The organism is Streptococcus sp. HMSC072D03 (assembly GCF_001812855.1).
Classification (GTDB): Bacteria; Bacillota; Bacilli; order Lactobacillales; family Streptococcaceae; genus Streptococcus; species Streptococcus salivarius_D.
This window is the reverse complement of sequence record NZ_KV810647.1, coordinates 1-17,149: the sequence shown is the minus strand read 5'-3', so window position 1 is coordinate 17,149 and position 17,149 is coordinate 1. Positions and strand designations below refer to the sequence as shown.

Below are 17,149 nucleotides of genomic sequence, written 5' to 3'. Positions count from 1 at the left end.
AAAACTCCCTGAAAGAGTTCCTCAAAGGTACGTGCTGGAAATTCACCAACTACAATCTTGATACGGTCTGCTGCTCTCAACCAAAGGTTGGTCTCAGCAATTGCACGAACACCGCCTTGGAAACGCACCTTACCATTTTCAACCTGAGTGTCATAACCTAACTCACGCAATTCACGTCCAACCACAGCCTCAAGACCTGCTGCAGCAGTTGCTACTAATGTAAATGTTTCTTTCATTGTCATCCTTTTATCTCATTGTTACGAGTACAAACTTTCTTAACTGATGGCTTATTTTCCCACTCTTTTCTTTAGATATAGTTGTAAAAGAAAGAATTCTTGCTAAAAGAAGGCTGAGACATGTGTCCCAGCCTCACCTATATGCAATTTTCTATAAGCCATGTTTTGTTCCAGAAGTGACTAGGTACCACTTCCTTCGATAATCATCTGTCTACTGCAAAGCAGTCAGGATGGTCCGTTCGTTTCCAGCCATCCCATGCCCCTACCAAAGTTTGGGTTGCTAGCTTGAGGGGTTTACCGCGTTCCACTTTTTAGGTTTCCCTAAAAACTCCGTCACTGTGGCACTTTCAGAGCTACTAAAACCTATCCGAAGACTTAGCCAGTTCACTCGCCGTAACTTGAAAACAAGTCCCTAGGCTTATTAATTCACCTAGCACAAACACTACTGGCATCACAGCCAGTGCTAGCATGGACTTTCCTCATGGAAGACTAGCAACCATGCGATTATCCAAAAATTGCACAAACCAGTTTTATTCGACGATTTGTTTTCCAAAGACCTCTTTTTCCAAACGACTGATACGTTTTAAGATATCATAGTTTGAAGCCGAAGCAACATTGGCATTCGCACGTGATGGTTCACTTGTCGCACTTGCGTATGCTGGGCGACTTGCAGGAGCTGATGAAGCTTTAGCCTTAAGTTTTGCATTTTCTTCTTGCAATTCCTTAACTAGAGCAATATAGACACCGTAATCTTTGATTACATCATCTAAAAACTCATCAACTTCTTTTTTATCGTATCCACGCATGCTTGTTTTAAATTCTTGTTCGTAGATTTTCTTGGGCGTTAAATTAATCTTAGCCATTTTTATTCTCCAATACTTGTCTTATCTAACTTACTAATACTTTACTGTCTAATGTTTTTATGATACAGAAAAAAAAAATAAAAATGCAAGTTTAAAACTCAATTATATCCTATTCCGACATGACCTCATTGAGGTCATCAAAAGTCAGTCGAGATACGGGATAATCCCTTGCTTCTATCATCATACCGTAAAAATATTTCAGATTTGTTTCATTTTCAGGTTCATAAAATAAATAAGCCTGATCTGTATTGTCAATGAGAAACTGATTAAATTGTTTAAACTGTGCTGGAGATTGGTAAGCGGGAAAGCTATACTTGACAAAATCAACCTGCTTAAAGGCTGCTAGTTTTGTCTGATTCGCTTCATTCCAATTCTGACCATGCGTTTCAAAAGGGAAAAGTGTCGCCAACTTCAAAGGATAGTCTTTCTGAAGTTCTTTGGCCACCTCTAGTGCCCAAAATTCAAAACCGAGGTTGCCGGTAAAAATCATCCAATCCACACCATCATCCAAGAAACGCTTAAAATCACGTTTAATTGCTTTCTTGATAATGGTTACTTTAGGGTCCTTGTCTTTAAAAATACCGAGTTCAAAGCTCTTATAACCAGTTACCAGTAGTGATGTCATTTATTGTTTTCCTCGTTCATTTTATGGTATAATAAAATAGTCTTTATGCATATCTTATAAAGAAGAAGGGAAAGAAATGGTAAACTATCCCCATCAGATATCTCGTAAGAAAGCACAAGTACGTCCTAAAAAATCAAATAGAGTTGACTTTGCCAATCGGGGGATGAGCTTTGAATCTGCTATTAACGCGACTAATGATTACTATTTGTCGCGTGGTTTAGCCGTTATTCATAAAAAACCCACTCCTGTTCAAATTGTCAAAGTCGATTATCCCAAACGCTCACGAGCAAAGATTGTGGAAGCTTACTTTAGACAAGCCTCTACTACCGACTACTCTGGTGTTTACAAGGGATATTACATTGATTTTGAAGCCAAAGAGACACGACAAAAGACAGCCATGCCTATGAAAAACTTTCATGCGCATCAAATTGAGCACATGTCTCAGGTCATCAGTCAAGATGGGATCTGCTTCGTGCTACTTCACTTCTCGACGCTTAAGGAAACCTACCTTCTGCCTGCCAAAGACTTAATCGCTTTTTATCAAATTGATAAGGGGACGAAATCAATGCCTCTTGATTATATCAAAAAAAGAGGCTATGCAATTGCAGAAGCAGCTTATCCTCAAGTTCCTTATTTAGAAATCATTGAAAAATTATTAGGTGGTAACACATAATGGCTAAATTTAATTTCAACAACTTTAAAGAATCGCTGAGCGGTTTGACTAAACGTGCTAAAAACATCAAAGCCAAACGTTCAGATTCTTCTCGCTATAGCAAGGGAAAACGCTCAGCTACTTCAGACCAAAGCTTGGGCTGGCGTATTGCAAAATACGGATTTATTGGATTACTGACTTTCTTTGTAGTGTGTGTCATCTCTGGTGGTAGCCTCTTTGCCTACTATATTAGCAGTGTTCCTAAACTTACCGAGAACAAACTACAATCAACAAGCTCAAGTAAGATTTACGACGCCAATGGTAGCCTTATTGCTGACTTGGGAGCTGAGAAACGTGAGAGTGCATCCACAGATGAAATTCCAACAACTCTAGTTAATGCCATCACCTCTATTGAGGATAAACGTTTCTTCACACACCGTGGAATTGACGTCTACCGTATCATGGGAGCGGCTGTTAATAACCTTCGTCGTAGTAGTACCCAGGGGGGGTCTACACTCGACCAACAGTTGATTAAATTGGCCTACTTCTCAACAAACACTTCGGACCAAACCCTTAAACGTAAGTCACAAGAAATCTGGTTGTCTCTCCAAATGGAGCGTCAATTCACTAAACAAGAGATTTTGACCTTCTACGTTAACAAGGTTTATATGGGTAATGGTTACTATGGTATGAAGACTGCAGCTAAATCTTACTTCGGTAAAGACTTGAGCGACCTCTCTGTTGCCCAAGCAGCTCTTCTTGCCGGTATTCCACAAGCACCAACACAATATGACCCTTATGCTAATCCGGATGCTGCTAAAAAGCGTCGTAACACTGTTCTTAGTGAAATGTATGAAGACAAAAACATTTCTAAAGAAGAGTACGAACAAGCTAAAGAAACTGACATATCAGATGGTCTTCTTCCACTCACAAAGAAAGCTAGCTACGAGCCATATCTAGATAACTACATCAAACAAGTTATCGAACAGGTATCTACTGATGCCAATGCTGATATTTACTCAGCAGGTCTCGACGTCTACACTAACCTTAATCCTGATATTCAAAAATACATTTGGAATGTCTATAATACTGATGACTATATCTACTATCCAAATGATAGCTTCCAGGTTGCCTCTACTATTATTGATGTTACTAATGGTCGTGTTGTTGCTCAGCTAGGATCACGCCATCAGGATGAGAACGTTGCCCTTGGTACCAACCAAGCAGTCCAAACTGACCGTGACTGGGGTTCAACAATGAAACCTATCACTGACTACGCTCCCGCTATTGAAAAAGGTGTTTATACAAACACTGGTACGACTGTTTACGATAATCCTTATAATTTCCCTGGCTCTTCAACCCCAGTTTACGACTGGGACCGTAAATATTACGGAAGTATATCATTGACCTATGCTATTCAACAATCACGTAACGTAACAGCTGTTAAAGCTCTTCAGGCTGTTGGTTTGGAATATGCACAGTCCTTCTTGAAAGATTTGGGTATTGAGTATCCAGAAATGTATTACTCAAATGCCATCTCATCTTCAACAACATCGTCAGATCCTAAGTACGGTGCATCAAGCGAGAAAATGGCTGCGGCCTATGCAGCCTTTGCAAATGGCGGTACTTACTATAAACCATCTTACATTAAATCAATCAAATTTGAAGACGGTTCAACAAAATCATTTGATTCTAAAGGTGTCGAGGCCATGTCGCCACAAACAGCTTACATGATGTCAAGCATGTTGAAACAAGTAATGACAGGTGGTACAGCGACTGAAGCTTATGTCCCTGGTACATTCAATGCTGGTAAGACTGGTACATCTAACTATGGTGACGATGAATACTACAAGGTACAAAAAGAAAGTGGCGTCTATGCTTATCTTATGGTTCCAGATGAAACTTTCGTTGGTTACAATACTAAGTATTCAATGGCGATTTGGACAGGTTACAAAAACCGTAAAACACCACTTCATGATTCAGACCTTGACATTGCTAAACAAATCTACGGTGTAACAAGTGGCTACCTTAACCAGATGTATGGTGCGGGTTCTGAAGATTTCGATATGCCTAGCGGTGTTTATAATAATGGTAGCTATGTCTTCCTTACTGGTTCTTCAACATCAAATGTTTACACAGGATCACTTGGAACATCTAGCTCATCATCAAGTTTAGACTCAAGCCAAAGCAGTGACTCATCAAGTTCACAAGATAGTCAACAGTACGGCCCTGATGCTTCAACAAATCCATCGACATCGGCCTCTAACGGTTCTGAACATTCAAATTCAAACACTGCTACAGCAGAAGAATAAGAAATAAAAGGGTTATCCGAATGGATAACTCTTTTTTTACCGATAAAATTTAAAGAAGCTATATAAAACCACTAGCATCATTTCCAGTGGTTTTATATATTGTCTTATTTTGAAGCAAGGGCTCCCATTGGGTCCCAAGGAGCAAGTACTTGTGGCTCTGCTTCATAGGCTGCTAATTCTTCAGCTGTAAGGAAGTCTTTGCGAACAACGATTTGATAAGTGTATTCATCCATCCAGGCATCGGAAGCGACAAAGTAACCTTTTTGTCCGACCTTGTCTCCCCAAGAGTTTTCAACCTTCCATTTAATAGGTTTACCATCAGCATCCAAATCAACCCCAGTCAATACCATGGCATGAGTCATGAGAGATTCATTGTAGTCTAAACGTCCTGCCTTGTCTTGAGTCAAGTTAATATCCATGCTAGCTGTAAAGTCATAAACATTAGTTGCAAGAATACCTTTTTGACGGTCTGAAACTTGACCAACATCTGAACCAAACCAAACAGTCTCTCCAGCCTTCATCTGTGCAATGGCAAGCTCTTTGAAACGATCCATTGGGAGGTTAATATAACGAACACTTGGTGCACCCACAACATTACCCAACATCTCAACAGTATAAGATTTCCCGAAAGGTTTATCAGCTGTTGGAGCGTTGATGACTGACACATAGTCGCTGAGTTTTAGACCCACATATTTTTCAAAGAAAGCTTGTGGTGTGATATTTTTCTCAGATTGATAGTTGTCATCTTTATCTCGGTAGGCAAAATCAAACTGACGTGGTGGTAAACCAAGAGTCATGGCAAGATAATTGAAAATTTCTTGAAGAAGTTCTTCCTTCTTGGCCTGAACAGCAGCTTGATCAGCACCTCCAGCAATCAAATCACGCAAGATTTGAGCATCTTGACGAAGAAGCTTATTGAGGTATTGATTAAGCTCACGACTATTACTTGAAGCTACAGATTCTGGATAAACTGATTTTGGCACAACACCATATTTTTCAAAAAGTGATACGACCATATCCCATTGTCCACCATCTTGTTGAGGGGTATCCAAAAGGAATTTAACCTTACGACTGCCAATCTCTTGATCTGCTGTAGCAATGATTTGTTCCAAGAACCAGTTTGATTTTTCATACTTGTCCCAGAAGAAGGTGTGGGCTTGAGAAAGCTCGAAACTTTCCAATTTGAAGTCTGAGATTAATTTATGGCGGAAAGTATTTAGTGCCGCAAACATCCAGCAACGTCCTGAAGCTTTCTGATTAGACACCTCATCTTTAGTCAAATCGATTGAGAAAACATGGTCATTTTCAACTTCTGATTGACGTGTTTCGATAGATTTGAGCAAGCCATTGTGAGTTACAGCATTTTCGATAGCACTGTATTTGGCATTGGCCTCATAGTCTGCAAATAGTTTATCTGTGAAATCTGTTGATAGTGAAGTCATAAGATTCCTCCTTTTAAGCCTTATTCCTCTCTATTTTATCACTAATTTCTGAAAATTCAATTTAAAAATAACCCTAGGTTTAACCTAGGGTTATGACAATCTTATTCCACTTTATCAAACTGCGTTTCAGGTGCTGGTTTCGTTGGTTGACAAGACATGATAAGGAGGACAATGCTTCCAATCAATGAGAAGATAGCCAAGATTCGTATAAGACCTATATAACTTAGAAGTACCCAAGCCGGATGAAATCCTGCATCTCTCAAACGACGGATTTGTAGAGACAATTGAGGGATAAGTTCAATTAAGCTAAAAAGCATTAGTGGCCAAGCATAGGTAATAATTATTTTTTGCAGTTCAGTCGAATTATTCAACAGAGCTGGGTCACTAAGATCAACATTACTGAAGAAAGGAATAAGAACACAAAAAACAGTAAGAATAGTAATAATAATGACATTAACCAAGTAAGCCCACCAGTAGTCTGGACGAGTCGAACGGCCTCTAAAGTCAAAGGCACGCTTCCAAAAATCAATATAAGCTTTAATCATAACTCATTTCTCCTCTTATTTCCAAAAATCATCAAAAATGGTGATTGGCAAGTGACGTTTGTGTTGACCTTTACGCCACCAAGACTCAATCGTTTCCTGAGCTTTGGCTGAGACTTCCTTGCCTTCAAGGTAGTCATCAATTTCACGATAGGTCACTCCAAGTGCCACTTCATCAGCGATTCCTGGTTTGTCCTCTTCCAAGTCAGCTGTTGGCACTTTTTCATAAAGGACCTTGTCTGCACCAAGTTCTGCAAGAAGGGCTGCACCTTGACGCTTGTTTAGACGAAAGAGCGGCAAAATATCCGCACCACCGTCACCAAATTTTGTGAAGAAGCCCGTAAGGTTTTCAGCGGCGTGGTCTGTTCCGATAACTGCCCCACTATTTTCACCAGCAACCGCATATTGGGTAATCATACGTTGGCGGGCCTTGATATTTCCCTTATTGAAGTCAGAAACGGTGACACCTGCCTTGGCAAGTTCAGCAACCTGACCATCAACAGCTTCTTTGATATTAACCGCAAGACTCACATCTGGCTTGATAAAAGTAAGAGCACGTTGGGCATCATCTTCATCTGCTTGGACACCATATGGTAAACGAATGGCAATAAACTGATAGTCTTTTCCTGTCTCTGCACGGAGCTCTTCAATCGCAAGTTGTGCCAGACGACCAGCCAATGTAGAATCTTGACCTCCTGAGATTCCCAAAACATATGTTTTAAGGAATGGATGTTTGAGCATGTAGGCCTTCAAAAAATCAACGGATTTTCGAATTTCTTCCTTTGGATCAATGCTAGGTTTAACGCCTAGTTGAGCAATAATAGTTTCTTGCAAAGTCATAATTTCTCCCTTTACTCTGACAAGTCATGGGCTTTCTTACGGACATTATCAATCAAGGTCATCTTGTTATCCCAGACATCTTTAGCCAAGTCAACTGGATAATCTTGAGGGTTAAGCACGCGCTTGTACTCATTCCAAAGTTCGTCCAATTCCTTAGTAGCATAAGCCTTGATTTCATCAAGACTTGGTAAGTCATAGATTAGTTGCCCTTTGTCGTAGATTGGAACCAAGAGTGGCACTGCATCAAAATCACGAACCGTCTTATTGATGTAAGTATATGTTGGGTGGAACATATTAATTTCATCTAAAGCATTAACATCCGTATCTGCGAAAGTGATATAGTCACCTTCTGATTTGCCCTTAGCACGACTCGTAATACGCCAAACTTGCTTCTTACCTGGTGTCGAAACCTTCTCAGCATTATTGGACAACTTGATAGTATCATGCATGACTCCCTTATCATCTTCCATTGAGACAATCTTGTAAACAGCACCCAAGGCTGGTTGGTCATAGGCAGTGATGAGCTTAGTACCTACTCCCCAAACATCAATCTTAGCCTTCTGCATCTTCAAGTTAAGGATAGTATTTTCATCAAGGTCGTTTGAAGCGTAAATCTTAGCATCAGGGAAACCAGCTGCATCCAATTGCTTACGAACCTGCTTCGATAGATAAGCCAAGTCACCTGAATCAAGACGAACACCCAAGAAATTAATCTTATCACCTAGCTCTTTAGCGACACGGATAGCATTAGGAACACCAATCTTAAGGGTGTCATAGGTATCTACAAGGAATACACAGTCCTTATGAGTAGATGCATAGGCTTTAAAGGCGTCATAATCGTTGCCATAGGCTTGAACAAGGGCATGGGCATGAGTACCAGAAACTGGGATTCCAAAAATCTTGCCGGCACGTACATTTGACGTTGCATCAGCACCACCAATCACGGCTGCACGCGTTCCCCAGATTGCTGCATCCATCTCTTGTGCACGACGTGTCCCAAATTCCAACAGAGGAGCATCCTCAATGACAGAACGAATACGAGCTGCCTTTGTCGCAATAAGAATTTGGTAATTGAGGATATTTAGCAAGGCAGTCTCTACAAGCTGACACTGGGCCAAGGGACCTTCCACTTGGAAAATCGGTTCATTAGCAAATACCAAATCACCCTCAAGTGCTGAATTGATAGTCAACTCGAGTTTTAGGTTGGCTAGATAGTCCAGAAAATCCTCAGGATAACCTAAATCTTTTAGATAAGCAATATCAGTTTCTGAGAAGGTCAGATTTTCAAGATAGTTGACAATACGCTCCAGACCTGCGAATACAGCAAAGCCATTTTTAAACGGAAGTTGACGGAAATAAACTTCGAAAACGGCCTTTTTATTGTGAATACCTTGGTTGAAGTAAACTTGCATCATATTGATTTGATACAAGTCAGTGTGCAAGGTTAAACTGTCATCTTTATACATGGAATTCCTCCTATCGAATAGGCACTTCTTTTTTTGTTATTAATAGCCTGTATATGTTGACTATTATAGCATTTTTGAGCAATTGTCTCCACTTTTCAGAAAGTTAATTATTGTTTGGATTTTCCGAATTTTCTAATGCTTGTTTTGACAAAAAAGAGTAGCCCGAGGAGACTACTCTTTATTTCTATTCATATCTTAGGGACTCGACAGGGTCCATTTTACTGATTTTACGGGCTGGAAGGTAGGCTGACACATAGCCCATCAAGAGTGAGAAGCCAAACATGATGAGAATTGAGGTCAGATTTAGGTCAAACACCTTGCTGACACTTGGGTAGAGATGTGAAACAATCATGTTGGCTAAGCTTCCAATACCCTGCGATACAAGGAGGGCAAGAGCTAGTGAGATACCCGTAATCCATAGTGCCTCATAAACAAAGATAGCTTTCACGTCACGATTAAGGTAACCGACGGCCTTCATAACACCAATCTCTTTTGAGCGTTGCATGATGTTAATATAGATGATAATTCCAATCATGACAGCTGAAACTAGGATAGCTTGTGACGAAAGGATAATCAAGAGGGCCTGGATCACACGGATGAATTTAATAATGACATCTAGGATGGCCTGCTGTGAAAGAACCAGATACTTCTTGTTTTTCTGTAACTTTTTAGTGACTTCCTTAGTCTTGGCTGGATCCTTGAGCTCCAAAAGCATGTAAGAGACTGTTTTGGTAAAGCCATTTTCTTTGAGCAATTCTTCCAATTGTTTGGCTGGCATATAGCTATTGCTCTCTTCAGCATCCTCGCTATCATCAACAATACGGACAATCTTAGTCTTGATATCCGCTACTTTAGTTCCCTCAGCAGTATTTTCAACAATCTGAGCTGAAATTTCTTTACCGATAAAGTCTTTAGCCTTGAGCTTCTTCCCTGTTTCTTGGTTGTAGTGTTTGACAAAACTCATCGGAAGGGTTAAGCCCTTTTCATCTTCAGATTTAAAAGGTTTCCCAGCTGAAATTTTATCCTTATCATTGCGAGATGTAGAGATTTTTGTGTTCTTGTAAAGACTGATAACCTGAGAATAGTTAGGAAGGTCCTTACTGAAATCCATGGTCTTGCCATCAAGGGTAAGACTTGCCATGTTCATTCCAAAGGGACTCTCCAAATACTTAATGTCATCACTCTTAATCTGATTACGAATAAACTTCTCATCATCCGCATTTAGAACCCCTCTGGCTGCTGATTTAGCACTAAGACTGATCTGAATTTGGGATGGAATGTTGCCACCATCGGTACTGTCATTAATCATACCAACAATAGCATTTCCCAAACCAAAGGAAATTAGGACACCGATAAAACCAATGGAAGTTGCCGTCGCAATCAAAAGATTACGCCACTTACGTTCCATAAAGTTGTTCAATGACAATTTGAGTTTATTCTTGAGGGTCAACCCCTTATTTTTCGATTGTTTCAACGACTTCACCATCCTTCATTTTAATGACAACATCCGCATAATCCGCCACTTCAGGGTTATGGGTTACGATAATCACAGTTTTACCTGCCTCGGCTAGCTCTTTAAAAATTTCGAGAACATTTTCCTGAGACTGAGAATCAAGAGAACCTGTCGGTTCATCAGCCACAATCATTTCTGGGTTATTGACCAGGGCACGGGCAATGGCCACACGTTGTTTTTGCCCACCAGAAAGCTGCTTAACATTTTTCTTGATAAAATCTCCGATTCCAAGACGGGTAAGCTCCCTTTCCGCAATTTCGACCATCTCTTTATCAGTCATATTTTTAACGTAAAGAGGCATCTTGACATTTTCAAGGACTGATTGATGAGAGATAAGATTGAAATTTTGAAAGACAAAGCCAATATGGGCCTTTCTAAAATAGGTCAAGTCACGCTCTGAAAAATCTCGCATGTTTTGATTTTTGAAATAAAGATTTCCTTGATACTGACTATCCAGACCACTAATAATACTAAGCAGACTGGTCTTACCACAGCCAGATGGACCGTAGATAGCAGTGATCTTTCCTGGTGCAATCTCAAGTGTAACATCGTTCAAAGCGCGCTCTTGGTTCGTACCGTCGAGATTATAGTACTTTGAGATGTGGTCTATGGTTAAAATGGACATGAGTTCCTCCGTAAATTTGGTTTAGATTAGAATTTGATTAGTTTCCATCTGATTACCTGCAAGAAATTTTCAAGCAAAATAACAAAAACAGTTAACTAATCGCCTTCTAAAACGATACATTAATTATAAGCATTAAATGATTATAAAAATAGTGACATAAATGTCACTATGGCATGAAAAAAGCCAAAGTCCCTAAGACTTTGGCTTTAGTTTATTGACAATAAATACGAATAGCTTCTGCGAGAAAAGTGGCAGTCCCTGCTCCTCCAACTTTATCAATAAAACTAGAAAAGCGATTATCTGTTTGATACATCTGACCGAGACCAGCTAATACCGTTTGGTCACATGGATAAAAATGCTGACTAATATAGTCTTGTAACACCTTTACTTGCTCCTGAACACTATCATCCCCAGGATTATACTCCTTGAGCTGTCCAAAGGTAGACATGATTGCAGTCATCTCTTTTGTAACTTCAGGGAAGGATTCCTCTCCCTTAGCCGCAAAAGCTTGATAAGCTTCTGTCTGACCCCATCTAGCCTGAGCTTCTTCCTGAAAGGCTTTTACAGCTTTTTGATCAAATGCTTCAAATGACATTTCTTCTTCCTCCATTTGTAAGGCCTTGGCATGAGCTATGACGGCTTCCAACCGGGACTTTTTCAGCTCTAAGAGCTTAATCTGATCCCTAAGCGCTTGAACTTTGTCATAACCTGGTTGACCTACGATTTCCTTAATTTTTTTGAGAGGAAAGTCTAACTCACGGTAAAGCAATATTTCTTGCAAACGGACAACCGCATCGCGATTATAGTAACGGTAACCATTTTCAGCCACAACTGACGGTTTCAGCAAATCAATTTCGTCATAATAATGAAGGGTGCGCACACTGACACCTGATAGTTGGCTCACTTCTTTTACAGATTTCATTAGAACTCCTCTCTGATTAAGAGTATAGGCTATGACGTGGCGTGAGGGTCAAGAGGAAAAAGAGTATTTTTTTGAAGTTTACTATAATTTATTACTTTTCTTTTTCTGGCTTCGACGATGCAGTAAAGCTTGATTAATACGCTGTGTTCTCATATGCATTTGCCAAATGAGATAAAGCCAGATAATAATATAAACAAAAATGAAAACAATCCAGATAGCAGGGTTCGTTAAAGCCTCATACCAGCCTGATATCAGACAAGTCACTGTAAGTACAATCGCCGTCAACAAGAAATGCAAGACTACTCTTAATCTGTACGACATGCGGTCAAGCTCTTCCAAAATCCACGAGAGCATTCCCATTAAACCACTCATCATAAAGAGGGCTAAAATATTTCCTACACTAACTTTGGGATAGATAATCTGGGGAAATAATTGACCAAGTAAAAGGAGTGCAAGGTAAAAGAACGATCCCGTTCTCACGCCGGATACAAAATAAGCAATTAAACGTTTCATTGGTTCCTCCTACACCCCTAAATAATCCATCAAAGATTTGACATATTTTCGGCTGACACTAGACTTAACTCCACCTGTCATTTTAGCCATCATATTGCCAGAAAAACTATCCGATAGTGATTCCAAATGATCTATATTCATAACAGCATGACGTGATATCTGTAAAAAACTTCGACGATTGATGCGATGCTGAAAGTTTGTCAGTGTCTCTCTCATCGTATAGGTATTGTTTACGGTATAAATCGTCAACACATTCTTATCAATCTCAGCTAGGATAATGTCATCAATTTTTACCATAACCAAATGATCATCCGTTTTAATAGGAATCACCACTTGATTTACAACTGAAAATTGTTCGAGATAATCCATTACCTCTCGTGCTTGATCAGACAATCGCTCTGCTTGGATGACCACACAGGGATCCTTTGCCGAAATATCTGATTTTTCTTCAAAACGAAGTTTCATTCCTATTCCAACTCTCACTTATTTTTTCTGACTAGTTCTTTTCACTAAAATAATCCAAAGAATACTTGCTAGAAGAATACCTCCTAACACTATAAGGTAAGTATTTTCCTTTGTCAATAAACCTTGCCACTTGAGCTGAACGCCCATTTTTTCTTGAAACTCTTGAAGAAGGTTATCTTGACCTTTAAAGGTCTCACTTAATGTTTCTTTCATGAGTACTTGCCGATAAAGTGATGCAATATAAGTTGCTGGAGTACATTTCATTAGTAGTTGTGCAAAATCAGGTAAAACGCCCAAAGGTACATAAGTTCCTACCAAAAAACCAGAAGCTGTCCCCACTATGGTCGAAAACTTCCCAAGACTGTCTACGGATTGGAAAAAGTAAACAAAAATGGCATTCACTAAGCTAGAAAGCAGGCTACTAAGCAGCATGATGAGGAGCACTTCAGGTAGTAGAGAAAGGGTTGGAACTTCTCTAAAATAGCCACACATCAGTACATACATTAGGACTTGCATGAAAAAAGAGATGATGATTGCGCTCGTTAGATACGAAAATGGTAACCGCCACTTCCCCTGATCCGATAAATAAAGATCCTGATCTACTTGACGTTCACGATCCTTTACCAACTGAGTCAGGGCAGCCAGACTTGTCGTAATCCCTGTCACAGCCAGCGTCCCACTCATTAACCAATTATTTAACACAGGACCACTATTGGGAAGCTGAGCCCAAGCATCTGTTAGATTTTTTTGAAGAAAAATAATATAAAGAATAAAGGAAATCAAGGCTCCCAACAGAGAGAAGAAAACTCCTGAACGATTCCTGAAGTACAATAAAAAATTTCGCTTTAGTAAGGCTAGCATTAGCGGACCTCTCTTCCTGTAAGTGCAATAAAGGCATCATCCATGGTCCCTGGACGAAACTCAAAATGGGCTAGATTATCTCTAACTTGCGCCAGATAATCAATGGCTTCCCTTTCACTCTTGGGTTGAAAAATATACTCCAATTGACTTTGTTGCTCTACTGACATTCCCGAAGATTTGAGACTTTCTATCTGCTGCATCTCCTTGAAACGAATCTTTAAGATATTAGTAGCATACTGGCTCTTAATATCTAATGCCGATCCCTGAGCAATCACTTTCCCATGGTCCACAATATAAATCTGATCAGCTTCATCTGCTTCGTCAAGATAATGCGTGGTCAGTACAACGGTCATTCCCTCTTCTCTCTGCAATTGATAGAGCAAATCCCAAATAGACTTCCGAGTTTGGATATCTAAACCTGTCGTTGGCTCATCTAAGAACAGAATATCTGGTTGTGAGAGTAGAGCACGCGCAATGTCAACCCGACGCTTTTGGCCACCTGAAAGCGTCCCGTATCTCTGCTTTTGGAAAGCTGATAGGCCTAGCCGACCAATGAGATCAGACACACGATTGGGTTTCAAGCCTTTATACTGTCTGGCACGAATGGCCAGATTTTCCCTAACCGTCAGCATCTCATCTAAAACACTAGTCTGGAAGACCACACCAATTTTAGTACCGGATTCATAGATAATTTCACCTTGCGTTGGTTGTTTCAAACCAATCAACATGGAAATTGTCGTTGATTTCCCCGCTCCATTTGGTCCTAGAATCGCATTGAAAGTCCCTCTTTTGAATTGTAATTGAATATTATCAACAGCAAGGTGGTTCCTATACCGTTTGCTTATGTTTTTAGCTTGTAAAATCATTATTTTCTCTCCTTTTGATAGAACCAGTCTAGCAAAAAAGCCGTTTAAAAAACGGCTTTTGGGGATAAGTGGTCAAAATGAGAGTCTAAGTGGAGGGATGGAAGAGCTAAAAATAAAGAAGCTGTTCAAGAAATCATTATACACGATCCATTCTATCAAAATGAGGTTGCCCAATATGATGTCATTGAATTTGAGGCAAGTAAGTATTGTCCTGAATTTGAAACTATCATCGGTAAACCTTTTGGCGATAAGTAACTAGATTTGGAAACAGTTAAAATCTATTCTTCAATACTAGTAAAACAGCTCCTTTCTATTTAGAAAAGAGCTGTTTCTTTAAAGAGAAACACATTAATGTCCTTTATGCTTCTCTCTTCGTTTTTGCTGTTTGCGTTCAAATTTATCTTGTTTGAGCAATTGCTTTTGGACACTAGATTGATGTTTTGAAATCTTTTTCCTTTCCTCGTACTGCAACTGCAATAGTTCTTTCGACTTGGAAGAAACTTTCTGATTTACTTGTTTCTTCACAGCTCGCTGTAAGCGTTTAGGATTCTTAATTTTTACATGTTGCTTAGCTGTAGTCTCTGGACTAAAAGATAATTGGGTAAACTGAGTCTGTAAAATCTCTAGAATTTCATCATCTTTTGGCTCCTGACCAAATGTCACACGACAAACTTGATAAGATTCTCGATACACTTGTTCGAACAAACCATGCCAAAATCCATCTTCAAAATAAACTGTCAATCCAATTGAAATTGTTTCCACGACAGCACCTCCTTAAATCTATCCCTAAGAATGGACAACCAAGGAGGAAGGTTACTGATAGGCTTGCCTACGTCTGGACTACCAACCAGAACTGTGTTTTTATCTTAGTTGGGACTATTATAGCATATTTATAATCTTATGTTATTGCTTCTTCAAATGCCTATCAAAAAAATGAATCGTAGCCAACCAAGAATCCTTGCTCTCTTTCATCAGTAAACGCCAATCTTTTCGATAGCGATGATTGGGTTGATAAGCCACTGTCAACATGTGACCTGTCTCATGGTATTTTTTAAATGTAATGTGGTGTCCTTTATAATGTGAGACAATATCATCAATTGCTGACGAGGCATCCCATATTTCATCAACAGTACTTCCGAGCAATAAGATTGGTGAATGCATTTGACCAATATCTATCCTAGCAGAGCAATCTTTAGGGAAGGATTTTTTTAAAAGTTTGCTGAACAGATAATCTCTAAGTCGAAACTTTTGATAAGGAAGTTCTTTTTGCAAATATGTCCAAGAAGAAGTATGAGAGTTCCATTTCCCTTTTATCCCTTCATATACCACATCAGAGGGTGAATTTAGTACCAAACATTGAACGTCATTAAAAATGCTCTCCTCAGCTAAAACTAACTCTGCTCCCTTAGAACGTCCATAGAGTCCAATTTTTTCACTATCTACTTGAGGATGCTGACGTAGATAATTCTTTGCTTCCACAAGACACTCTAAAGGAATACATTCCAAATGTTTTGGCAATCCCTCTAAACCAAAGTAGGCAACTGCTAGGCAAATATAACCTCTAGAAGATAGAAGCTGAGCTATATTCTGTGTCTTTTCAATCCTTCCTTCACTACCGCTCACAATAATCAATGCTGGTGCGTTTATTGCCTTTTTATCATAAAAGAGTCTCCCTTGAAAATATTTCCCGTAAATATCTTGATGACTAATTTGCGAACTCATGTAACGTCTTGTAAAAATTCTCTCTGCAATGACAGTATTTCCTTGCATAATTTTGATATCCACAAAAAAATGATCTAATAAGGGAATTTCAGAAAGAGAGTTTGGAAGTTTCTTTCTCTCATTGGTCAAGGGCTTAGCATTAAAAAATAGTCCCATTGTTGAAATGCCTTCATAAGAGCCAGAACAAGATGGAGTTTGTGAAATATCAATAATACCATTCTTATCTGATACAAAAGTCCCTGTTGATCTCCATAAAACATCATGAGCTAAAAGCATGGGAGCATTGATACAATAATAATCAGTTAGGTACATCTCAACTCGATATGTTTCTCTTGGTTTTAAGCCATTGATGACAATATTAAAAGATTCGTCTGCTAACTCAGACTCTGAGATAAGTTCAATTTGTATAGTCATATCTTCCCCTTTTTGTTAATGTGATTAACAATATAGTTTTAAAATTACCGTGATTTTTACCACGGTAATTCTCGCCATACCTGTTCAACATCATCTATCAGTTTCATAACCATTTGAAGGTCCTCATCACTATAGTTTCTTAAAACTGAAAAAATGGCTTTTTCAATATGTTCTTGCTGCTCTTTATGAATGTTAAAAACGTCAACACCTTTTTTGGATAATATCAGATATTTATTTTTTCCCTAATTGTCAAGTCAAGTGCAACAAAGA

General features: G+C 39.2%; 17 protein-coding genes, 1 other RNA gene and 3 pseudogenes. 3 read left to right on the top strand and 18 right to left on the bottom strand.

Annotated features, from left to right (window positions below):
- The 4 genes and pseudogenes from HMPREF2877_RS03850 to HMPREF2877_RS03835 form a co-directional block, all read right to left on the bottom strand.
- A pseudogene (locus HMPREF2877_RS03850) lies at positions 1–236 on the bottom strand (class I SAM-dependent RNA methyltransferase); the annotation flags it as partial.
- Between the two features lie 149 nt (positions 237–385).
- Positions 386–752: RNase P RNA component class B (gene rnpB, locus HMPREF2877_RS03845), an RNA gene on the bottom strand.
- A 14-nt stretch (positions 753–766) separates the two neighbouring features.
- The gene (gene gpsB, locus HMPREF2877_RS03840) at positions 767–1,099 is read right to left on the bottom strand and encodes a cell division regulator GpsB (RefSeq protein ID WP_045769238.1); all 333 of its coding nucleotides are present in this window, start codon (positions 1,097–1,099) and stop codon (positions 767–769) included.
- Positions 1,100–1,208: 109 nt separating this feature from the next.
- Positions 1,209–1,724 carry an SLOG family protein gene (locus HMPREF2877_RS03835; RefSeq protein WP_049529112.1) on the bottom strand — a complete coding sequence of 172 codons (516 nt, stop codon included), beginning with the start codon at positions 1,722–1,724 and terminating at the stop codon, positions 1,209–1,211.
- A gap of 76 nt (positions 1,725–1,800) precedes the next feature.
- Between HMPREF2877_RS03835 and recU the strand changes: the two genes are divergently transcribed.
- Positions 1,801–2,397: a Holliday junction resolvase RecU gene (recU, locus tag HMPREF2877_RS03830; protein WP_045769236.1), complete on the top strand. Its 597-nt coding sequence runs from the start codon at positions 1,801–1,803 to the stop codon at positions 2,395–2,397.
- Complete coding sequence (gene pbp1a, locus HMPREF2877_RS03825) at positions 2,397–4,688, top strand: penicillin-binding protein PBP1A (protein ID WP_045769235.1); 2,292 nt, start codon at positions 2,397–2,399, stop codon at positions 4,686–4,688. The genes recU and pbp1a overlap by 1 nt, the downstream gene beginning before the upstream one ends.
- A 104-nt stretch (positions 4,689–4,792) precedes the next feature.
- On the opposite strand, the gene pepC is transcribed toward pbp1a, so the two are convergent.
- The 11 genes from pepC to HMPREF2877_RS03770 form a co-directional block, all read right to left on the bottom strand.
- On the bottom strand, positions 4,793–6,130 hold the full coding sequence (gene pepC, locus HMPREF2877_RS03820) for an aminopeptidase C (RefSeq protein WP_049527400.1): 1,338 nt from the start codon (positions 6,128–6,130) through the stop codon (positions 4,793–4,795).
- A 101-nt stretch (positions 6,131–6,231) separates the two neighbouring features.
- Positions 6,232–6,675, bottom strand: a complete 444-nt coding sequence (locus tag HMPREF2877_RS03815) for a DUF805 domain-containing protein (protein ID WP_049527398.1) — start codon at positions 6,673–6,675, stop codon at positions 6,232–6,234.
- 15 nt (positions 6,676–6,690) lie between these two features.
- A complete protein-coding gene (gene nadE, locus HMPREF2877_RS03810; RefSeq protein ID WP_070578712.1) occupies positions 6,691–7,512 on the bottom strand; it encodes an ammonia-dependent NAD(+) synthetase in 822 nt (273 codons plus the stop codon).
- A gap of 11 nt (positions 7,513–7,523) precedes the next feature.
- Positions 7,524–8,978, bottom strand: a complete 1,455-nt coding sequence (locus tag HMPREF2877_RS03805; RefSeq protein WP_002886494.1) for a nicotinate phosphoribosyltransferase — start codon at positions 8,976–8,978, stop codon at positions 7,524–7,526.
- 184 nt (positions 8,979–9,162) lie between these two features.
- Positions 9,163–10,464 (bottom strand): ABC transporter permease, encoded by a 1,302-nt coding sequence (locus HMPREF2877_RS03800; protein WP_073687058.1) that lies wholly within the window; start codon positions 10,462–10,464, stop codon positions 9,163–9,165.
- Entirely contained in the window at positions 10,433–11,116 is a 684-nt protein-coding gene (locus HMPREF2877_RS03795) for an ABC transporter ATP-binding protein (RefSeq protein WP_049527396.1), read from the bottom strand. Before HMPREF2877_RS03795 ends, HMPREF2877_RS03800 begins: the two co-directional genes overlap by 32 nt.
- Positions 11,117–11,327: 211 nt before the next feature.
- Positions 11,328–12,038, bottom strand: coding sequence for a MerR family transcriptional regulator (locus HMPREF2877_RS03790; protein WP_045769232.1), 711 nt, complete (start codon positions 12,036–12,038; stop codon positions 11,328–11,330).
- A gap of 81 nt (positions 12,039–12,119) precedes the next feature.
- Positions 12,120–12,551: a DUF3021 family protein gene (locus tag HMPREF2877_RS03785; RefSeq protein WP_037610676.1), complete on the bottom strand. Its 432-nt coding sequence runs from the start codon at positions 12,549–12,551 to the stop codon at positions 12,120–12,122.
- A gap of 9 nt (positions 12,552–12,560) precedes the next feature.
- Positions 12,561–13,016 (bottom strand): LytTR family DNA-binding domain-containing protein, encoded by a 456-nt coding sequence (locus HMPREF2877_RS03780; protein ID WP_002886486.1) that lies wholly within the window; start codon positions 13,014–13,016, stop codon positions 12,561–12,563.
- An 18-nt stretch (positions 13,017–13,034) separates the two neighbouring features.
- A complete protein-coding gene (locus HMPREF2877_RS03775; protein ID WP_045769231.1) occupies positions 13,035–13,877 on the bottom strand; it encodes an ABC transporter permease in 843 nt (280 codons plus the stop codon).
- Positions 13,877–14,743: an ABC transporter ATP-binding protein gene (locus HMPREF2877_RS03770; protein ID WP_049554239.1), complete on the bottom strand. Its 867-nt coding sequence runs from the start codon at positions 14,741–14,743 to the stop codon at positions 13,877–13,879. The genes HMPREF2877_RS03775 and HMPREF2877_RS03770 overlap by 1 nt, the downstream gene beginning before the upstream one ends.
- A 102-nt stretch (positions 14,744–14,845) precedes the next feature.
- Between HMPREF2877_RS03770 and HMPREF2877_RS11395 the strand changes: the two are divergent.
- Positions 14,846–14,998 (top strand): annotated as a pseudogene (locus tag HMPREF2877_RS11395) (GTP cyclohydrolase); the annotation flags it as partial.
- A gap of 93 nt (positions 14,999–15,091) precedes the next feature.
- On the opposite strand, the gene HMPREF2877_RS03760 reads toward HMPREF2877_RS11395, so the two are convergent.
- From HMPREF2877_RS03760 to HMPREF2877_RS11215, 3 genes and pseudogenes are all read right to left on the bottom strand, one after another.
- Entirely contained in the window at positions 15,092–15,505 is a 414-nt protein-coding gene (locus HMPREF2877_RS03760; protein ID WP_070578706.1) for a YjdF family protein, read from the bottom strand.
- 141 nt (positions 15,506–15,646) lie between these two features.
- Complete coding sequence (locus tag HMPREF2877_RS10940; protein ID WP_049554242.1) at positions 15,647–16,879, bottom strand: acyl-CoA thioesterase/BAAT N-terminal domain-containing protein; 1,233 nt, start codon at positions 16,877–16,879, stop codon at positions 15,647–15,649.
- Positions 16,880–16,935: 56 nt separating this feature from the next.
- A pseudogene (locus tag HMPREF2877_RS11215) lies at positions 16,936–17,118 on the bottom strand (transcriptional regulator); the annotation flags it as partial.
- Between the last annotated feature and the right edge of the window lie 31 nt (positions 17,119–17,149).

Coding starts and splice junctions, on each gene's coding strand:
- gpsB (WP_045769238.1), bottom strand. CDS start 1,099: ATGGCTAAGATTAATTTAACGCCCAAGAAAATCTACGAACAAGAATTT.
- HMPREF2877_RS03835 (WP_049529112.1), bottom strand. CDS start 1,724: ATGACATCACTACTGGTAACTGGTTATAAGAGCTTTGAACTCGGTATT.
- recU (WP_045769236.1), top strand. CDS start 1,801: ATGGTAAACTATCCCCATCAGATATCTCGTAAGAAAGCACAAGTACGT.
- pbp1a (WP_045769235.1), top strand. CDS start 2,397: ATGGCTAAATTTAATTTCAACAACTTTAAAGAATCGCTGAGCGGTTTG.
- pepC (WP_049527400.1), bottom strand. CDS start 6,130: ATGACTTCACTATCAACAGATTTCACAGATAAACTATTTGCAGACTAT.
- HMPREF2877_RS03815 (WP_049527398.1), bottom strand. CDS start 6,675: ATGATTAAAGCTTATATTGATTTTTGGAAGCGTGCCTTTGACTTTAGA.
- nadE (WP_070578712.1), bottom strand. CDS start 7,512: ATGACTTTGCAAGAAACTATTATTGCTCAACTAGGCGTTAAACCTAGC.
- HMPREF2877_RS03805 (WP_002886494.1), bottom strand. CDS start 8,978: ATGTATAAAGATGACAGTTTAACCTTGCACACTGACTTGTATCAAATC.
- HMPREF2877_RS03800 (WP_073687058.1), bottom strand. CDS start 10,464: ATGGTGAAGTCGTTGAAACAATCGAAAAATAAGGGGTTGACCCTCAAG.
- HMPREF2877_RS03795 (WP_049527396.1), bottom strand. CDS start 11,116: ATGTCCATTTTAACCATAGACCACATCTCAAAGTACTATAATCTCGAC.
- HMPREF2877_RS03790 (WP_045769232.1), bottom strand. CDS start 12,038: ATGAAATCTGTAAAAGAAGTGAGCCAACTATCAGGTGTCAGTGTGCGC.
- HMPREF2877_RS03785 (WP_037610676.1), bottom strand. CDS start 12,551: ATGAAACGTTTAATTGCTTATTTTGTATCCGGCGTGAGAACGGGATCG.
- HMPREF2877_RS03780 (WP_002886486.1), bottom strand. CDS start 13,016: ATGAAACTTCGTTTTGAAGAAAAATCAGATATTTCGGCAAAGGATCCC.
- HMPREF2877_RS03775 (WP_045769231.1), bottom strand. CDS start 13,877: ATGCTAGCCTTACTAAAGCGAAATTTTTTATTGTACTTCAGGAATCGT.
- HMPREF2877_RS03770 (WP_049554239.1), bottom strand. CDS start 14,743: ATGATTTTACAAGCTAAAAACATAAGCAAACGGTATAGGAACCACCTT.
- HMPREF2877_RS10940 (WP_049554242.1), bottom strand. CDS start 16,879: ATGACTATACAAATTGAACTTATCTCAGAGTCTGAGTTAGCAGACGAA.